A 17,429-nucleotide genomic window follows, 5' to 3' on the forward strand; every position below is an offset into this window, starting at 1 on the left:
TTGAACATTTGTTGTACTAAAAAGCACCAGTGAATGATAAAACACACGTAATTGTATGTTGAGTAGTCGATTTTCGTGGACATTCAGCGTATAACTGAATCTTTACTCTGCTTAGCAATGAGGCTGACAGAGCGTAGTTAACAACATTTGAGAGATTGGGAATTTCATTATGCGTACCCATTACTGTGGTCACCTGAACAAGTCCCTTGCAGGACAAACTGTAGAACTTTGCGGCTGGGTTAACCGTCGTCGTGATTTAGGCGGTCTTATTTTTATTGATATGCGAGATCGCGAAGGTATCGTTCAGGTAGTTGTTGATCCAGATATGGCGGATGCGTATGAAGTGGCGAACACACTTCGTAATGAATTCTGTATCAAACTAACGGGTGAAGTGCGCGTTCGCCCAGAGAGCCAAGCAAACAAAGACATGGCAACAGGTGAAGTTGAGATCCTTGCGAAAGGTCTTGAAATCATCAACCGTTCTGATGTTCTGCCTCTAGACTTCAACCAAAAGAACTCTGAAGAGCAGCGCCTGAAGTACCGTTACCTAGATCTACGTCGTCCAGAAATGAGCGACCGCATCAAGCTACGAGCTAAAGCGTCTAGCTTTGTTCGTCGTTTCCTAGATGACAACGGTTTCCTAGACATCGAAACACCAGTCCTAACAAAAGCGACTCCAGAAGGCGCTCGTGACTACCTAGTACCTAGCCGTGTTCACAAAGGCAGCTTCTACGCGCTTCCTCAGTCTCCACAGCTATTCAAACAACTTCTAATGATGTCTGGTTTTGACCGTTACTACCAAATCGTTAAGTGTTTCCGTGATGAAGACTTGCGTGCTGACCGTCAACCAGAATTCACTCAGATCGATATCGAAACGTCATTCATGACGGCTGACCAAGTTCGTGCAACGACTGAGAAAATGGTTCGTGAAATGTGGCAAGAGCTACTAAACGTTGACCTAGGTGAATTCCCAGTAATGCCGTTCAGCGAAGCGATTCGTCGTTTCGGTTCTGACAAGCCAGACCTACGTAACCCACTGGAACTAGTAGACGTTGCTGACCTAGTGAAAGACGTTGAGTTCAAAGTATTCTCAGGTCCAGCAAACGATGAAAAAGGCCGCGTTGCCGTTATTCGCGTTCCAGGTGGCGCTTCTCTGACTCGTAAGCAAATTGATGGCTACGGTGAATTCGTTGGCATCTACGGTGCGAAAGGTCTAGCTTGGATGAAGGTTAATGACCGTGCAGCGGGCATGGAAGGTATCCAATCTCCAGTCGCTAAGTTCCTAAATGAAGACGTGATCAACGGCATTCTAGATCGTACTCAAGCGGAATCTGGTGACATTATCCTATTTGGCGCTGATAAAGCGGGTATCGTTGCAGAAGCAATGGGTGCGCTACGTTTGAAACTAGGTAAAGACCTAGAGCTAACGGATGAGTCTGCATGGGCTCCACTATGGGTTGTTGACTTCCCAATGTTCGAAGAAGATGACGAAGGCAACCTACACGCGATGCACCACCCATTCACATCGCCTCTAGGTGTGACTGCAGAAGAGCTAAAAGCAAACCCTGCTGCGGCAAATTCTAACGCTTACGATATGGTTCTAAATGGCTACGAAGTGGGCGGCGGCTCTGTTCGTATCCACAACGCAGATATGCAAGAAGCCGTATTTGATATTCTAGGTATCACACCTGAAGAGCAACAGCTTAAGTTCGGCTTCCTGCTTGATGCGCTGAAATTCGGTACGCCTCCACATGCTGGTCTTGCATTTGGTCTAGACCGTCTAGTAATGCTGCTATGTGGCACAGAGAACATCCGTGATGTTATCGCGTTCCCTAAAACAACAGCAGCGGCGTGTCTACTAACAGACGCACCAAGTATTGCGAACCCAGCAGCGCTAGAAGAGCTAGCAATCGCAGTAACTGCAGCGAAAGAAAAAGACGCAGAATAAGCGCACAACATTTGAAGAAAACTCCCGCAACTGCGGGAGTTTTTGTTTAAATAAACCCAAGAAACTTCCAAAGCAATTTCCCAAGCAACGCTTTTTAGAACATGTTTTTGTTATTAAGCGTCAAAATACATTAAAAGGTGAATTATGGCTGGTCATAGTAAATGGGCGAATATTCGTCACCGTAAAGCAGCGCAAGATGCGAAGCGCGGCAAAATCTTTACTAAATTAATTCGTGAAATCGTTGTTGCGGCAAAAGAGGGGGGCGGTGAGCCAGAAAATAACCCACGTTTGCGAGCAGCAATTGATAAAGCACTGTCTAACAACATGACACGTGACACTGTCAACCGCGCTGTCAGCCGAGGTGCTGGTGGTGAAGGCGACGACAACATGGAAACCGTGATCTATGAAGGTTATGGTCCAGGTGGTACGGCGGTCATGGTCGAATGTATGACGGATAACCGAAATCGTACGGTATCTGGCGTGCGCCATGCATTCTCAAAGTCAGGCGGTAATCTGGGGACGGATGGTAGCGTCAACTATCTTTTCGACAAGAAAGGCGTGATTTCATATGGCCCAGGTTTAGATGAGGATGCGGTAATGGAAGTAGCATTAGAAAGTGGTGCTGATGACATTGAAACGGCAGAAGATGGCTCGATTGATGTCTACACGGCCCCAGGCGATTTTGGACTCGTAAAAGATGCTCTTGATGCCGCAGGGTTTGAGGCAGAGAACGCTGAGGTGTCGCTGATCCCATCTACGAAAGCAGATTTGGACGCGGATACTGCGCCAAAACTACTTCGTTTGATTGACGCTTTGGAAGATCTGGACGACGTTCAAGAGGTTTATCACAATGGTGATATCTCTGACGACGTTGCGGCTACGCTAGATTAAACTCAAGGTGTCGGGAGCGGTATTTGCTCCGAAGTTAGCAAGTAATAATAAAAAGACTGAGGCCGAATTAGGCCTCATTTTTAGGAACATTCATGTCAATTATTTTGGGCATTGACCCAGGTTCGCGCATTACCGGCTATGGGGTCATTCGTCAAAATGGGCGCCACTTGCAATACCTTGGTAGTGGCTGCATTCGTACTTCAGAAAAAGAACTTCCGGGTCGGCTTAAACAGATTTATGCAGGCGTCACGGAAATCATTACCCAGTTTCAACCGGACGTTTTCGCGATCGAGCAAGTGTTTATGGCCAAAAACGCGGATTCAGCGCTAAAACTTGGCCAAGCTCGTGGCAGTGCAATTGTTGCTGCGGTGAATGCGGAGTTGCCGGTATTTGAATACGCGGCTCGTCTTATTAAGCAAGCTGTCGTCGGCACTGGTGGCGCGGACAAAGCGCAAGTTCAGCATATGGTTCAGCAGATGCTTAAATTGCCCGCCAAGCCTCAAGCGGATGCAGCCGATGCTTTAGGTGTGGCGATTTGTCATGCCAATACTAACAAGACTCTCGTTGCGTTAGCGGGCAAAGCAACCAGTGCCAGAAAAGGGCGCTACCGTTAAAATTAACTGGATGTCTATCCAGTTCTTTATTATCCTGTCGCAAATTCATTTCCAAAGAGTATTTATAGTGATTGGACGTCTTCGTGGCATACTGATTGAAAAACAACCACCTGAAGTATTAATTGAAGTTAATGGCATTGGCTATGAAGTCCAGATGCCAATGAGCTGTTTTTACGAACTGCCAAATGTTGGCGAAGAAGCCATTATTTATACTCACTTTGTTGTCCGTGAAGATGCGCAATTGCTATACGGTTTCAACACAGTAAAAGAACGAGCACTTTTCCGTGAAGTGATCAAAGCCAATGGCGTTGGTCCTAAACTCGGTCTTGGTATTCTCTCTGGTATGACAGCAACGCAATTTGTTACTTGTGTGGAACATGAAGACGTTTCTACGCTGGTTAAGCTTCCAGGCGTTGGCAAGAAAACCGCAGAGCGATTGGTTGTTGAAATGAAAGACCGCTTGAAAGGGTGGGGCGCAGGCGATCTATTTACACCATTTACGGATGCTGCTCCTGCGGATTCTAGTGCGACATCCAACAACGCGGAAGAAGAGGCAATCAGTGCGCTTCTAGCTCTAGGTTACAAGCCGACTCAAGCGTCGAAAGTGGTATCTCAGATCGCTAAACCGGACATGAGCAGTGAGCAAATGATCCGTGAAGCTCTAAAATCAATGGTGTAACGCTGGTTGCACAGTGAACATTTGTTCAAGATAACTCATTCTCTAAGGTTAATGCCAATCGCTTAACGATGTTTTTTGTGTCATTCCAGCGAGCCTGGCGAGACTGGGAATCTAATAGCAGCACGCTGAGCGGTTAATGAAACAATTTGACCATAAATCGCTCGGATAGAAGATCCTGTATCACGCTCCTTCGTCGCTGTACAGGATGACGAGATATAGAAATATGCCACTTGCTGTTAAACGAGCGGCATTATTCTCTCAGGTAACCATTTTTCAAGGTAAAAAGATGATTGAAGCCGATCGTTTAATCGCGCCAGAAAACCCTGCCTTTCGTGATGAAGATGTCATTGATCGTGCTATTCGGCCAAAAAAATTAGCGGATTACCAAGGTCAGGACCATGTCCGTGACCAAATGGAGATCTTCATTAAAGCTGCTCAGTTACGTAGCGAAGCACTTGATCACCTTTTGATTTTTGGTCCCCCAGGTTTGGGTAAAACCACACTTGCGAATATCGTTGCCAATGAAATGGAAGTGAACATTCGCACTACTTCAGGCCCTGTACTTGAGAAAGCAGGCGATTTGGCCGCGCTGTTAACCAACCTTGAAGAAAACGATGTGTTGTTCATCGATGAGATTCACCGCTTGAGTCCAATGGTTGAAGAGGTGCTATATCCGGCGATGGAAGATTATCAACTGGATATTATGATCGGTGAAGGTCCGGCCGCTCGTTCTATTAAGATCGATTTACCACCGTTTACGTTAATTGGTGCGACGACCCGAGCGGGCTCTTTAACGTCACCATTGCGCGACCGCTTTGGTATTACTCAGCGCCTTGAGTTTTATAAGATAAAAGACCTCCAAGATATCGTGCAGCGAAGCGCGGATTGTTTAGGTTTATCAATGGAGCCTGAAGGTGCATTGGAAGTGGCAAGACGTGCGCGTGGCACGCCACGTATTGCTAACCGTTTGCTACGCCGTGTTCGTGATTATGCGGAAGTAAAAGGCAATGGTCACATTTGTGCCGATGTTGCCGATAAGGCGTTGAATATGCTTGATGTGGACGCCGAAGGCTTCGATTACATGGACCGTAAGCTACTACTCGCGATTATGGAAAAATTTGGTGGTGGTCCGGTCGGGCTCGACAACATGGCAGCGGCGATAGGTGAAGAAAAGGACACTATTGAAGACGTTCTTGAACCTTATCTTATTCAGCAAGGTTATTTACAACGCACTCCGCGTGGAAGAATCGCGACAGATCGTGCGTATTTGCATTTCGGAATTGAAAAATAAGATTCCCTCGCTGGGCCTTTGTTGCCCAGCGCTTCATTAAAGTTGACCAAACTCACATTTTTTGAATTTTTTCTCATACTGGTTTAGTAAGTAAAAAGCATTGATTGTTAACTCGATGTTTGCTTGCAACTGGTTAATTTCTCTCCTGATTACTCTCTCTTAACATCCGTATCCAATACTGGTTGATCTAGATCAATGTGATGGATTTTTGTGCAAATTCCGCGCATAAACATTGATGTATATCAAAGCGCGTTACGGCTATAAACCTTTTGAAACAATCTGTTTTTACAAGTAATATTAGCCCCAGCTATATTAGCTGATGCTTAACAATTAACTAACCAATGAAGCACATTTTTGCAACAATGAGTTGTGATAATTCAACATTTTTCAAGTGTAAATAACACCTGAATATGGATTGCAATATGTAGAGAGTGTCATTCAGCCGACACATAGGAGTTACCATGATTGACGTAGTTGATCTATCGCGGTTGCAGTTTGCACTGACAGCGATGTATCACTTCCTATTCGTACCATTGACCCTTGGTATGGCCTTCCTTCTGGCCATTATGGAATCGATGTACGTAATGACGAACAAGCAAATCTATAAGGACATGACCAAGTTCTGGGGTAAGCTATTCGGTATTAACTTTGCACTTGGTGTGGCGACAGGCCTTACCATGGAGTTCCAGTTTGGTACGAACTGGTCTTACTACTCCCACTATGTAGGTGATATCTTCGGTGCACCGCTAGCGATCGAAGCACTTGTCGCATTCTTCCTGGAGTCAACTTTTGTTGGTCTATTCTTCTTCGGGTGGGATCGTCTATCTAAACGCCAACACTTAGCGGTTACCTGGCTTGTGGCACTAGGCTCTAACTTCTCTGCTCTTTGGATTCTTATCGCAAACGGCTGGATGCAAAACCCAGTAGGCGCAGATTTCAACTTCGAAACCATGCGAATGGAAATGGTGAGCTTCTCTGAGGTTGTACTAAACCCAGTTGCTCAGGTTAAGTTCGTGCATACGGTTGCTTCTGGTTACACTTGTGGCGCAATGTTTATTCTAGGCATCAGTTCATACTACCTATTAAAAGGTCGTGACATTGCGTTTGCTCGTCGTTCGTTTGCTATTGCTGCTTCTTTCGGTATTGCAGCTATCTTATCTACCATCGTTCTTGGTGATGAATCTGGCTACGAGCTTGGTGAAGTTCAAAAAGTGAAACTCGCTGCAATTGAAGCAGAGTGGCACACTGAACCTGCACCTGCCGCATTTACGTTATTTGGTGTTCCTAACCAGGAAACGATGCATACCGATTACGCAATTAAGATCCCTTACGTAATGGGTATTATCGCGACACGCTCTTTTGATGAGCAAGTAACAGGTCTTCGTGATTTACGTGATGAACACGTCGATCGTATTCGTGACGGCATGTACGCTTATGAACTTCTAGAGAAGCTTCGTGCGGGCGACAAGTCAGAAGAAAACATGACTGCGTTTGATGAAGTGAAAGGTGACCTAGGTTACGGTCTACTTCTAAAACGCTACACAGACAATGTTGTTGATGCAACAGAAGAGCAAATCCAAGCTGCTGCGGACGACTCAATCCCAACAGTATGGCCGCTATTCTGGTCATTCCGTATCATGGTTGCTTGTGGCTTCATCATGTTGTTTGTCTTTGGTGCGGCGTTTATCCAAACGTGTCGTCAGAAGATTGAACAGAAACAATGGATTCTAAAAGCTGCACTATTTAGCATTCCACTACCTTGGATTGCAATTGAAGCGGGTTGGTTTGTCGCTGAGTACGGCCGTCAGCCTTGGGCTGTAGGTGAAATTCTACCAGTGCATGTTGCAGCTTCTGCGCTAACTGCAGGTGAAATCTGGACTTCACTCTTCGCAATTCTGGCGCTATACACGGTATTCCTGATTGCAGAAGTTTACCTAATGTTGAAATTCGCTCGTAAAGGCCCAAGTAGCCTGAAAACGGGTCGCTACCACTTCGAGCAAAATGCTGACTCTGTTGAAGACAAAGTTAGTCGCCAAGTAGAAGCGTAAGGTAAGGAGATAACAAGATGTTTGATTACGAAATCTTGCGACTCATCTGGTGGGTACTAATCGGTGTTCTACTAGTTGGTTTTGCAGTAACAGACGGCTTCGATATGGGTGTAGGCGCGCTTGTACCTATCATCGGTAAAAACGACACGCAACGCCGTGTCATGATTAACTCAATTGCTCCTCACTGGGATGGTAACCAAGTTTGGCTTATCACTGCTGGTGGTGCACTGTTCGCAGCTTGGCCTTTGGTTTACGCAACGTCATTTTCAGGCTTCTACTTAGCGATGATTTTGACACTAGCAGCGCTATGGCTTCGTCCTCTTGGCCTAGACTACCGCTCTAAAATCGAAGATCCAAAATGGCGCAATAGCTGGGATATCTGTATCTCAATCAGTGGTTTTGTTCCGCCAATCATCTTTGGTGTAGCGTTTGGCAACCTTCTACAAGGTGTACCATTCCAATTGAGTGAGTTCTTGATGCCAACATACCATGGCTCATTCTTTGGTCTACTAAACCCATTTGCACTGTTGTGTGGTCTAGTAAGCTTGTTCATGATTTTGATGCAAGGTTCTACTTGGCTACAAATGAAAACAACAGGCGAAGTGCATGTGCGTGCGCGCAACGTTGCTCAGTTGGCTGGTTTACTGACGGTTGCTGCGTTTGTAGCGGCTGGTTTCTGGATCCAAAATATCGATGGCTACGTCATTGTTGGCGGTATCGACACTAACGCAGCTTCTAACCCTCTAAACAAAGAGGTTATCCGTGAAGCTGGTGCGTGGATGAAGAATTTTGAAAACTACCCATTACTATGGGCTGCTCCTGTACTAGGTGTTGCAATGCCGCTTCTCGCTGTATTGGCATCTCGTCTTGAAAAATGTGCGATTTCGTTCATTACTTCAAGCTTGGGTGTTGCTGGTGTTATCTTTACTGCAGGTTTTGCGATGTTCCCATTCATCATGCCTTCAGACTTAATGCCAAGCCACAGCTTAACAATGTGGGATGCAACGTCATCTGAGCTGACTCTGAACCTAATGACAGGCGTTGCGTTTGTTATGGTGCCAATCATCCTTGGCTACACATCTTGGACTTACTACAAGATGTTTGGTCGCCTTGATGACCAGTACATTGAAGACAACAAAAACTCACTTTACTAAGGAGCATTTACTATGTGGTATTTCGCATGGATTCTAGGTGTACTACTTGCTTGTGCATTCGGTATCATCAACGCTCTTTGGCTAGAGCACTCAGAAATGATGGATAAAGACAGTGAGTAACCTCGCTGATAAGGTAGCGAAACTTCACGCACCAATGGATAAGACTCTGCTACGAGTCTTATCTCTCATCCTTGGCTTTATGCACGTAGGATTGGTGATGTGGGACCCTGAAGCTTACCATCAAGCAATTGGTGGTTTTAACTCAATCATCGCACCAGCACTGATTTGGTCTGTATGTTCAAGCATGGTGTATGGGGTGGGCTTCAAGCCAAGAAACTGGTACTGGCAAGTTTTGTTTAGTCCTTATTTCTCGTTAGCTATCTTAATTTATCTAACGGCACTTTATTTCATTTAGGCTGAAATATGCTGTAATAAAGTCGGTTACTAAATCATCGAATAAAAGCTAGGTATCTCGCCTAGCTTTTATTTTTTCTACAAATTTCAAAAATATTTCCTTAGCTCGGTACCAATTGCTGTCGCTTCAGTTATAGTAATTACTTTAAAGAATTGAATATATTGGTACTCCCTTGCAAGGCACATCAAATCTCTTTCACTGGCCGATCACCGTGTACTATGAAGACACTGATGCGGGCGGTGTTGTATATCATTCTAATTATCTAAAATTCTTTGAGCGCGCACGGACAGAGATGTTACGTGCTAAAGGCATTTCTCAACATGTGTTACTGGAACAAAATATCGGCTTTGTTGTCCGACACATGGATATCGATTTCAACCAAGGGGCTAGGCTGGACGAGCATCTGACAGTCGTAACCCGAGTGTCAGAAATAAAACGTGCTTCTCTGCAATTCTGTCAAGAGTTGGTCAATGATCAAGGCAAGATATTGTGCAAGGCCTCGGTTAAGGTAGCATGTATCGATAATAAGAAAATGAAACCAATAGCTATTCCAACCTTTATAAATTCGGAGCTAACAAATAGTGACTGCTGATATTTCCATTTTAGATCTCTTTCTTCAGGCCAGTCTGTTGGTAAAGCTTGTGATGCTGACGTTGCTTGGCATGTCAATTGTGTCATGGGCAATGATCATCAAGCGCAGCAAAGTGCTTTCTCAAGCATCAAAAAATGCAGAGCAGTTTGAAGACAAATTTTGGTCGGGTACTGATCTTTCTCAGCTTTACCAAAAAGTAAAAGCGCGTAAAGACGAAATTGAAGGCACAGAAGAAATCTTCTACGCAGGTTTTACAGAGTTTGCTCGCCTACGTAAGAGCAACGCAAATTCACCAGCTTACATCATGGAAGGCACTGGCCGCGCAATGCGCGTTGCTGTTTCTCGTGAAGTAGATGAGCTAGAAACAAGCTTACCGTTTTTGGCAACAGTCGGTTCTATAAGCCCTTATATCGGCCTATTTGGTACCGTTTGGGGCATCATGCACGCCTTTATTGCGCTGGGTGAAGTAAAGCAAGCTACGTTGTCTATGGTTGCACCGGGTATCGCCGAGGCACTTATCGCGACAGCGATGGGGCTATTTGCGGCTATTCCGGCAGTAATGGCGTACAACCGCCTAAGCAATAAAGTGAGTAAACTAGAGCACACTTACGCAACATTTTCTGAAGAATTCCACAGCATCCTTCATCGTCAAGCGATGGCTGGCCGAGACAGCGCGGATAAGGAATAAAGCATGGCGGGTTATCAACCTAAAAAGCGAAAAATGACAGCGGAGATCAACGTTGTTCCGTATATCGACGTAATGCTCGTACTGTTGATCATTTTTATGGCGACCGCTCCATTTGTGACTCAAGGCGTCGACGTTGATCTTCCGAAAACATCGACCGCAGAATCTATGCAAGACCTTGCTGGCGAGACTGACAGTAGCTTTATTATCATCGAAATTGATAGCGAGGGTAATTTAGGCCTAAGCGTAAATGATGAAGAAGTTCAGCGAGGTTTGTCGTTGCAAGATGTTATTGTGCGAGTGAAAGCGGAGCGAGAGGTTAAGCCGGATTCACCAGTTGCGGTAGGTGGCGACGCGGCAACACCATATGCCGATGTTGTTCTATTGCTAGATGAACTAAGTCGAGCTGGTATCCCTAAGGTAGGTCTAATGACCGATATCAGGGAATAGACATCAATTATCTATGAAAGATCACAAGAAGAAACCCAACCAATACGCCAAACCGATAGCAATATCGGTTGGTTTGCATGCAATTCTAGTTGCAGCCCTGCTTTGGGGGACGGACTTCAACATGTCTAAACCAGAGCCTACAGGGCAAATGGTTCAAGCTGTTGTCATCGATCCAAAACTTGTGCAGCAACAAGCGAAAGAAATTCGCCAGCAACGCGAAAAGGCAGCGAAAAAAGAACAAGAGCGTCTTGATAAACTGAGACGCGAAGCAGAGCAGCTAGAAAAAAACCGCAAAGCTGAAGAAGAGCAAATTCGCAAGTTGAAAGAGCAGCAAGCGAAAGATGCTCAAGCGGCACGAGAAGCAGAAGCTGCACGTAAGAAAAAAGAGCAAGAGCGCAAGCAGGAAGAAGAACGTGTTCGCAAAGAAAAAGAGCGAGCTGCTAAGCTAGAAAAAGAGCGCAAGGCAAAAGAAGAAGCCGTGCGTAAAGCTGAGCAGGAGCGTTTAGCAAAAGAAGCGGCTATAGCAAAAGCTGAGCAAGAACGTTTGGCTCGTGAAAAAGCAGCAAAAGAAGCGGAAGAAAAAGCACGTCGTGAGCGTGAAGCTGCTGAAAAAGCTGAACAAGAGCGCATTGCAAAAGAGAAAGCGGCAAAAGAGGCAGCGGAGCGAGAGCGTAAAGCGAGAGAAGCAGCTGAGCGTGCCGAGCGTGAGCGTAAAGCTCAAGAAGCCGCGTTAGATGATATTTTTGCGGGTCTCGAGAGTGAGTCAGAACAGAATCAGCAAGCGAAAAATCAACATGTGCAATCTGAAGTTGACCGCTATGGTGCAATTTACAAACAATTGATAGAGAGTCGTATCATTAAGGACGATTATCTTGTGGGAAAGTCGTGTAGGCTTAATGTGAAGCTAGTTCCAACTGGGACTGATGGTATTGTGAGTAATGTTACTGTGTTAAACGGTGACTCTCGTCTTTGTAGTGCAGCCAAAAGTGCAGTAGCCCAAGTTGGCAACTTTCCGATGCCTAAAGATAGAGATGTTATTGATAAAGTTAGAGATATCAACTTAACCGTTGAATACTAGAATAAGGAATAAGACGTGATTAGACGCCTTTTACTAGGAATGTTTGTACTGTTTAGCAGTATGACAAATGTGGCGAATGCCGCATTAGAGTTGGTCATTACCGATGGTATTGATTCAGCACGACCAATTGCTGTTGTTCCGTTTAAGTGGGAGGGCACACAAGCGCTTCCAACGGATGTTTCTGCTGTTATCGCCTCGGATTTACAACGTAGTGGTAAATTCAGCCCAGTTCCAACGAGCAAAATGCCACAAACACCGTTCAGTGAATCAGAAGTTAATTTTGATGCTTGGACCAATTTAGGTGTGGATGCGCTATTGACTGGTTCAATCAAGCAAAACGACCAAGGTGACTACGTTATCAACTATCAACTTGTTGATATTGTGCGTGGTCAGTTAACAGGTGGGAAGAGTAAGGCGCTTGGTAGTGACGGTGAATTAGTCCTGTCAAAAGATCATGTGCTGTTCAATAAAGTAGCCACTGTTCAAGGGCCTCGTATGCGTGAGTACGCTCACCGTATCTCTGATTTGGTGTATGAGCAGTTAACTGGCGACCGTGGCGCTTTCATGACTCGTATCGCATATGTGGTAGTGAACGATAAAGACCGTTTCCCTTACCAACTTCGAGTCGCTGATTACGATGGCTACAATGAGCGTCTGGTTTTACGCTCTAAACAACCATTAATGTCACCAGCGTGGTCCCCCGATGGTAAAAAGCTTGCATATGTTAGCTTCCAAAATGGCCAAGCAGAAATCTTCATCATGAACATCTACACCGGTGAACGTGAGAAAATTACTTCATACCCACGTCACAATGGTGCGCCAAGATTTTCGCCAGATGGCAATAAGTTAGCGATTGTTCTTTCTAAAACAGGCTCGCTTCATGTTTATACGTTTGACCTTAACACTCGTAAGCTGACGCAAATTACGCGTGGCAGATCAAATAATACGGAACCGTTCTGGCATCCGGATGGAAAATCGTTGATTTTCACATCGGATAGGGGTGGTAAACCACAGATTTATCAAGTAAATTTGGGCAGCGGTTCTATTGACCGTTTGACTTGGCAAGGCAGCCAAAATTTGGGTGGTCAGATTACTCCTGATGGGCGATTCCTAGTTATGGTGAACCGCAGCAACGCAGGATTTAATTTGGCGAAACAAGATTTGGAAACTGGTGCTCTTCAAGTCTTAACTAAGACCTTGCTTGATGAGTCTCCTAGTATTGCCCCAAACGGTGGCATGGTTGTGTATAGCTCGATTTACAACAAGAAAAACGTACTATCGATGGTGTCAATTGATGGTCGATTCAAAGCTAGATTACCGGCAACAAATGGGCGTGTTCGAGCGCCTGCATGGTCACCGTTTTTGTAGTAATAAGTTTGATTAATAAAGGAAAATAAGATGCAACTGAACAAGGTTCTAAAAGGGCTACTAATCGCGCTTCCTGTAATGGCTGTTACAGCGTGTAGTTCAAGCGACGACGCTGCTTCTAACACTGGTGCAGCAACAAACAACAATGGCGCAGTGGAAACAACAGTAGCTACGCCAATTGATCAAAGCGGTCAGTTGACAGAGCAAGAGCTAAAAGAGCAAGCGCTACGTGAAACTCAAACAATCTACTTTGCTTTTGACAACTCAACAATTGCAGCAGATTACGAAGAGATGCTAGCGGCTCACGCTTCTTACCTAAGCAAGAACCCAGCACTTAACGTAACTATCGAAGGTCACGCTGATGAGCGTGGTACTCCTGAGTACAACATCGCTCTAGGTGAGCGTCGTGCACAAGCAGTAGCGAACTACCTACAAGCACTAGGTGTTCAAGCTGACCAAATCTCAATCGTTAGCTACGGTGAAGAGAAGCCACTTCTTCTAGGTCAATCAGATGAAGTTTACGCTAAAAACCGTCGCGCGGTTCTAGTATACTAATTCGAGGTAATCCTCATGTTCAGTAACACTAAGCGCGCTGTTGCGCTTACGTTACTGGCAAGTGCAGCGAACTTTGCGTTCGCTGCACCAGCTCCAGTATCCGATCTCAACAGCACATCATCCGTCTCTAAGAGCCGTTCATCTGAAACGGAAGTAGAGCGTCTAGAGCGCTTGCTACAAAACCGCAATCGCGTTCAGCTCCAAATGCAACAGCAAATTGACCAAATGTCACAAGAGATCAGTGAATTACGTGGTCAATTAGAGCGAAATAGCTACGAAATGAAGCAAATGTTGCAACGTCAACGAGAGTTGTTTGTCGAGCTGGATCGTGTTCGTGGAGAGATAAAATCCGCGCCTGCGCAAGAAGCGAAACCGGCTAAAACAGGTGGTCAGTACACACCAAATGTTGATGAGCAAACGGCATACCAAAATGCAGTCGACCTCATCCTCAAGAAACGTGACTACACTGGCGCAATTGCAGCGTTCCAGCAGTTCCAGAAAGATTATCCTGATTCTACATATTCAGCGAATTCTCACTACTGGCTAGGTCAGTTGTACTTCGCTAAAAAGCAGGATGAGGATGCAGTGAAAAGTTTTGCCGCTGTTGTGTCTTATAAAGACTCCAATAAGCGAGCCGATGCGTTGCTTAAGTTAGGCGAAATCGCTGAGCGTAATAACAATGCAGCTCAAGCGAAAAAGTACTACCAACAAGTGGTTGATGAATACCCAGGTAGTGCATCTGCAAAACTTGCCAGCTCTAAGCTGTAAGACGTTATGTTTTGAAAAGGAAGCTTCGGCTTCCTTTTTCTTTTCCATTTTCTGTTGGTGCAGAACGGCTAAGTCGATAGCAATGATGCAGAGCCTCTGACCTTATGTTGCACCGAATTTCGCTACTCGGAAATGCTACCTGTAACAAAGATATACGGCTAGACCGCTAGAAATCCCCGCGACAAGTTGGTTTTTGAAAATTAACGAGGTTACAATACTCGGATTAAAGGAAGTTGCGTAGAGCAAGAGCAATGAGCCATATATTAGATAAAATCGACACTGTTTACCCATTCCCACCGAAACCAGTTCCATTAAGCGAAGAAGAAAAAGCATCTTACATTGAGCGTATTAAAAAGTTACTCAAAGAAAAAGATGCGGTACTTATCGCGCACTACTATACCGACCCTGAGATTCAAGCCCTAGCTGAAGACACTGGCGGGTTTGTTGGTGATTCGTTGGAAATGGCGAAGTTTGGTAATCGTCACCCTGCAAGTACATTGATTATTGGTGGTGTTCGCTTTATGGGCGAGTCGGCCAAAATTCTGACACCAGAAAAGCGCATTCTAATGCCAACGTTGGAAGCGGAATGTTCGCTCGACCTTGGCTGTCCTGCGGATAAGTTCAGCGAGTTTTGTGATGCTCACCCTGATCATACGGTTGTAGTTTACGCAAATACTTCAGCAGCGGTTAAAGCCCGTGCCGACTGGGTCGTTACATCGAGCATTGCGCTTGAAATCGTGGAACACTTAGACGCTGAAGATAAGCCAATTATTTGGGGACCAGACCGTCACCTAGGATCGTACATCGCTAACAAAACTGGCGCAGATATGCTGCTTTGGCAGGGGGAGTGTGTGGTTCATGATGAGTTCTCTGCTGATGCGCTACGAAAAATGAAGAGCGTGTATCCAGATGCGGCTATTTTGGTTCACCCTGAGTCTCCAGCAAGCGTCGTAGAACTTGCCGATGCCGTTGGATCAACGAGTCAGCTGATCAAAGCAGCGAAAGCGCTTCCTCACAAACAAATGATCGTTGCGACAGACAAAGGTATTTTCTTTAAAATGCAGCAACTAGTGCCAGAAAAAGAACTTATCGAAGCACCAACCGCAGGTGCAGGCGCAACATGCCGCAGCTGTGCACACTGTCCTTGGATGGCAATGAACGGTTTGAAAGCAATTGAGAAAGCGCTTAGTGAAGGTGGTAAAGAGCACGAGATTTTTGTTGACGAAGAACTGCGTGTTAAATCCCTTATCCCACTGAACCGCATGCTAGATTTTGCTGAGCAGCTAAATATGCAAGTGAAAGGTAATGCTTAAAAAGTAGGCGTAACTGAAAGTAAATCTCAAAAACCAGCCGAATATGGCTGGTTTTTTTGTGTCTTACTATCAATGAGTTACTATTGATGCAATCAATGAATATCGAGGTCATAAATTTATGGCGGTGTGGTTAGTAGTTAAAAAGTGGCTTAGTTCCCACCTTTTTAAATTGAGCAACCGAAGCCTTCTCATCTTTAGTGGCTTATATGTGAGCCTTTCATGGTGGCTGCTGGTTCTCGCTGGTGAAACCGTATTAACAGACAGTTTCGCTAACTTTATCTATTACCTCATGGTTACGGCGAGTACGGTGGGTTATGGCGACCATTCTCCAGTAACAGATTTGGGTAAATGGGTTGTCGTACTATTTGTAATCCCCGGCGGTTTGAGCTTATTCGCCGCATTATTGGGGCGTGTCGCTGGAGCAGCGATGGACTATTGGCGAGCGGGTATTTTAGGAAAACGGAGAGTAAGAGTGGAAAACCATATTGTATTGTTGGGCTGGAATGGATCGAGAACGATGCACCTTATTCGCATGTTACAACATGAAGAAGAGGGAAAGCGTCCGATTGTTTTATGCAGCCGTTCAGAAATAGAGAACCCGTTACCTGGCGAAATCAGTTTTATCAAAGTGACCAGTTATACCGATTCGCAAGAAATGAAAAACGCCAATATTGCCGAAGCCGCTTGCATTATTGTGGATAATCTCTCGGACGACATTACCTTGTCAGCCGCTCTATACTGCGCATCTGTAAACCCTTCCGCTCATTTGGTCGCTTACTTTAAAGATGAAGCGCTAGGCCGACTTCTAAGTCAGCATTGCCCGAAAGCGGAATGCATACCTGCTGTTGGCGCAGAAATGTTGGCAAAAGCGGCGGTTGACCCGGGCTCAAGTGCGCTTCATCAGGAGCTTTTGGCTTCAACACGAGGTATGACGCAATACTCAGTTATTTATCCCGAGGGTCAGTCTGCCACCACTATTGAGAATCTCTTCGTTTTTCTCAAAAGACGCCATCATGCCACGCTGATTGCTTTTGATATTGGCGATGGTATTCAACTCAACCCAGATTTAGATGCTGAAGTACCCGCGAGTACCAAGCTGTTTTACATTGCAGATGAACGTATTGAAGATTTTGCCTGGAAAGAAATGAACAAGGAACAATAATGCACATGATTGCCGGCCTGTTAGCAGGCTTCCCAAACTTTTTACTCTATTTCTCTGTTTCTATTATTTTTGTATTGGCGTTTAAGTTCATCTACGTCAAGTTGACGCCATACGATGAGTGGCATCTGATCAAAGAAAAACAAAATACAGCAGCAGCGATTGCGCTAAGTGGGGCCTTCCTTGGTTATTGTCTCGCGATTTCGGGGGCGGCAAAAAACTCGGTCAATATCGTCGATTTTATGGTGTGGGGCGTTGTTGCAATGCTTGCTCAAATTATCGCATTTGCAATTGTACGCTTTATTTTACTTCCGAAAGTGGCAGAGCGTATCGAAAAAGATGAACTGCCAGCCGGTATTGTATTAGCCGCAGTTTCTGTTTCGGTCGGCGTATTGAATGCCGCTTGCATGACTTACTAGGA

At 45.3% G+C, this 17,429-nt stretch carries 19 protein-coding genes; all 19 read left to right on the forward strand.

Annotated elements, in window-relative coordinates; genetic code table 11:
* Window positions 1-169: 169 nt before the first annotated feature.
* The 19 genes from aspS to R7Q48_RS09380 all read left to right on the forward strand — a co-directional run bounded on the left by aspS (window position 170) and on the right by R7Q48_RS09380 (window position 17,427).
* On the forward strand, window positions 170-1,948 hold the full coding sequence (aspS, locus tag R7Q48_RS09290) for an aspartate--tRNA ligase (RefSeq protein WP_005378401.1): 1,779 nt from the start codon (window positions 170-172) through the stop codon (window positions 1,946-1,948).
* 144 nt (window positions 1,949-2,092) lie between these two features.
* On the forward strand, window positions 2,093-2,839 hold the full coding sequence (locus R7Q48_RS09295; protein WP_005378402.1) for a YebC/PmpR family DNA-binding transcriptional regulator: 747 nt from the start codon (window positions 2,093-2,095) through the stop codon (window positions 2,837-2,839).
* Window positions 2,840-2,931: 92 nt separating this feature from the next.
* Window positions 2,932-3,453: a crossover junction endodeoxyribonuclease RuvC gene (gene ruvC / locus R7Q48_RS09300; protein WP_005387909.1), complete on the forward strand. Its 522-nt coding sequence runs from the start codon at window positions 2,932-2,934 to the stop codon at window positions 3,451-3,453.
* 67 nt (window positions 3,454-3,520) lie between these two features.
* Entirely contained in the window at window positions 3,521-4,132 is a 612-nt protein-coding gene (ruvA, locus tag R7Q48_RS09305) for a Holliday junction branch migration protein RuvA (protein WP_017820041.1), read from the forward strand.
* 286 nt (window positions 4,133-4,418) lie between these two features.
* Window positions 4,419-5,423 (forward strand): Holliday junction branch migration DNA helicase RuvB, encoded by a 1,005-nt coding sequence (gene ruvB / locus R7Q48_RS09310; RefSeq protein WP_005378312.1) that lies wholly within the window; start codon window positions 4,419-4,421, stop codon window positions 5,421-5,423.
* Between the two features lie 461 nt (window positions 5,424-5,884).
* Window positions 5,885-7,471 carry a cytochrome ubiquinol oxidase subunit I gene (cydA, locus tag R7Q48_RS09315; RefSeq protein ID WP_005378311.1) on the forward strand — a complete coding sequence of 529 codons (1,587 nt, stop codon included), beginning with the start codon at window positions 5,885-5,887 and terminating at the stop codon, window positions 7,469-7,471.
* Window positions 7,472-7,488: 17 nt separating this feature from the next.
* The gene (gene cydB, locus R7Q48_RS09320) at window positions 7,489-8,625 is read left to right on the forward strand and encodes a cytochrome d ubiquinol oxidase subunit II (protein ID WP_005387923.1); all 1,137 of its coding nucleotides are present in this window, start codon (window positions 7,489-7,491) and stop codon (window positions 8,623-8,625) included.
* Window positions 8,626-8,637: 12 nt separating this feature from the next.
* Entirely contained in the window at window positions 8,638-8,745 is a 108-nt protein-coding gene (gene cydX / locus R7Q48_RS09325; RefSeq protein ID WP_000270284.1) for a cytochrome bd-I oxidase subunit CydX, read from the forward strand.
* A complete protein-coding gene (gene ybgE / locus R7Q48_RS09330) occupies window positions 8,738-9,040 on the forward strand; it encodes a cyd operon protein YbgE (RefSeq protein WP_005378304.1) in 303 nt (100 codons plus the stop codon). Before cydX ends, ybgE begins: the two co-directional genes overlap by 8 nt.
* Before the next feature lie 172 nt (window positions 9,041-9,212).
* Window positions 9,213-9,632: a tol-pal system-associated acyl-CoA thioesterase gene (ybgC, locus tag R7Q48_RS09335; protein ID WP_017820044.1), complete on the forward strand. Its 420-nt coding sequence runs from the start codon at window positions 9,213-9,215 to the stop codon at window positions 9,630-9,632.
* Window positions 9,622-10,320 (forward strand): protein TolQ, encoded by a 699-nt coding sequence (gene tolQ, locus R7Q48_RS09340; RefSeq protein WP_005378301.1) that lies wholly within the window; start codon window positions 9,622-9,624, stop codon window positions 10,318-10,320. The genes ybgC and tolQ overlap by 11 nt, the downstream gene beginning before the upstream one ends.
* A 3-nt stretch (window positions 10,321-10,323) precedes the next feature.
* Complete coding sequence (locus tag R7Q48_RS09345) at window positions 10,324-10,767, forward strand: ExbD/TolR family protein (RefSeq protein WP_005378298.1); 444 nt, start codon at window positions 10,324-10,326, stop codon at window positions 10,765-10,767.
* Between the two features lie 13 nt (window positions 10,768-10,780).
* Window positions 10,781-11,845: a cell envelope integrity protein TolA gene (tolA, locus tag R7Q48_RS09350; RefSeq protein ID WP_053303231.1), complete on the forward strand. Its 1,065-nt coding sequence runs from the start codon at window positions 10,781-10,783 to the stop codon at window positions 11,843-11,845.
* 15 nt (window positions 11,846-11,860) lie between these two features.
* Entirely contained in the window at window positions 11,861-13,213 is a 1,353-nt protein-coding gene (gene tolB / locus R7Q48_RS09355) for a Tol-Pal system beta propeller repeat protein TolB (protein WP_005387925.1), read from the forward strand.
* A 30-nt stretch (window positions 13,214-13,243) separates the two neighbouring features.
* Window positions 13,244-13,768, forward strand: coding sequence for a peptidoglycan-associated lipoprotein Pal (gene pal / locus R7Q48_RS09360; RefSeq protein ID WP_005378293.1), 525 nt, complete (start codon window positions 13,244-13,246; stop codon window positions 13,766-13,768).
* Window positions 13,769-13,783: 15 nt separating this feature from the next.
* Window positions 13,784-14,536 (forward strand): tol-pal system protein YbgF, encoded by a 753-nt coding sequence (ybgF, locus tag R7Q48_RS09365; protein ID WP_005387926.1) that lies wholly within the window; start codon window positions 13,784-13,786, stop codon window positions 14,534-14,536.
* Between the two features lie 251 nt (window positions 14,537-14,787).
* A complete protein-coding gene (gene nadA / locus R7Q48_RS09370) occupies window positions 14,788-15,849 on the forward strand; it encodes a quinolinate synthase NadA (protein ID WP_005378284.1) in 1,062 nt (353 codons plus the stop codon).
* Window positions 15,850-15,967: 118 nt separating this feature from the next.
* Window positions 15,968-17,011: a potassium channel family protein gene (locus R7Q48_RS09375; protein WP_005378282.1), complete on the forward strand. Its 1,044-nt coding sequence runs from the start codon at window positions 15,968-15,970 to the stop codon at window positions 17,009-17,011.
* Entirely contained in the window at window positions 17,011-17,427 is a 417-nt protein-coding gene (locus R7Q48_RS09380) for a DUF350 domain-containing protein (protein WP_005378281.1), read from the forward strand. The genes R7Q48_RS09375 and R7Q48_RS09380 overlap by 1 nt, the downstream gene beginning before the upstream one ends.
* The last annotated feature ends 2 nt before the right edge of the window (window positions 17,428-17,429 follow it).

The sequence above is a fragment of the Vibrio sp. 378 genome (assembly GCF_033339435.1).

What these genes read in the sequence shown, in the direction of transcription:
- cydX (WP_000270284.1), top strand. Translation starts at nt 8,638, where the DNA reads ATGTGGTATTTCGCATGGATTCTAGGTGTACTACTTGCTTGTGCATTC.
- R7Q48_RS09375 (WP_005378282.1), top strand. Translation starts at nt 15,968, where the DNA reads ATGGCGGTGTGGTTAGTAGTTAAAAAGTGGCTTAGTTCCCACCTTTTT.
- ruvC (WP_005387909.1), top strand. Translation starts at nt 2,932, where the DNA reads ATGTCAATTATTTTGGGCATTGACCCAGGTTCGCGCATTACCGGCTAT.
- cydB (WP_005387923.1), top strand. Translation starts at nt 7,489, where the DNA reads ATGTTTGATTACGAAATCTTGCGACTCATCTGGTGGGTACTAATCGGT.
- R7Q48_RS09295 (WP_005378402.1), top strand. Translation starts at nt 2,093, where the DNA reads ATGGCTGGTCATAGTAAATGGGCGAATATTCGTCACCGTAAAGCAGCG.
- cydA (WP_005378311.1), top strand. Translation starts at nt 5,885, where the DNA reads ATGATTGACGTAGTTGATCTATCGCGGTTGCAGTTTGCACTGACAGCG.
- aspS (WP_005378401.1), top strand. Translation starts at nt 170, where the DNA reads ATGCGTACCCATTACTGTGGTCACCTGAACAAGTCCCTTGCAGGACAA.
- pal (WP_005378293.1), top strand. Translation starts at nt 13,244, where the DNA reads ATGCAACTGAACAAGGTTCTAAAAGGGCTACTAATCGCGCTTCCTGTA.
- ruvB (WP_005378312.1), top strand. Translation starts at nt 4,419, where the DNA reads ATGATTGAAGCCGATCGTTTAATCGCGCCAGAAAACCCTGCCTTTCGT.
- R7Q48_RS09380 (WP_005378281.1), top strand. Translation starts at nt 17,011, where the DNA reads ATGCACATGATTGCCGGCCTGTTAGCAGGCTTCCCAAACTTTTTACTC.
- R7Q48_RS09345 (WP_005378298.1), top strand. Translation starts at nt 10,324, where the DNA reads ATGGCGGGTTATCAACCTAAAAAGCGAAAAATGACAGCGGAGATCAAC.
- ybgF (WP_005387926.1), top strand. Translation starts at nt 13,784, where the DNA reads ATGTTCAGTAACACTAAGCGCGCTGTTGCGCTTACGTTACTGGCAAGT.
- nadA (WP_005378284.1), top strand. Translation starts at nt 14,788, where the DNA reads ATGAGCCATATATTAGATAAAATCGACACTGTTTACCCATTCCCACCG.
- tolA (WP_053303231.1), top strand. Translation starts at nt 10,781, where the DNA reads ATGAAAGATCACAAGAAGAAACCCAACCAATACGCCAAACCGATAGCA.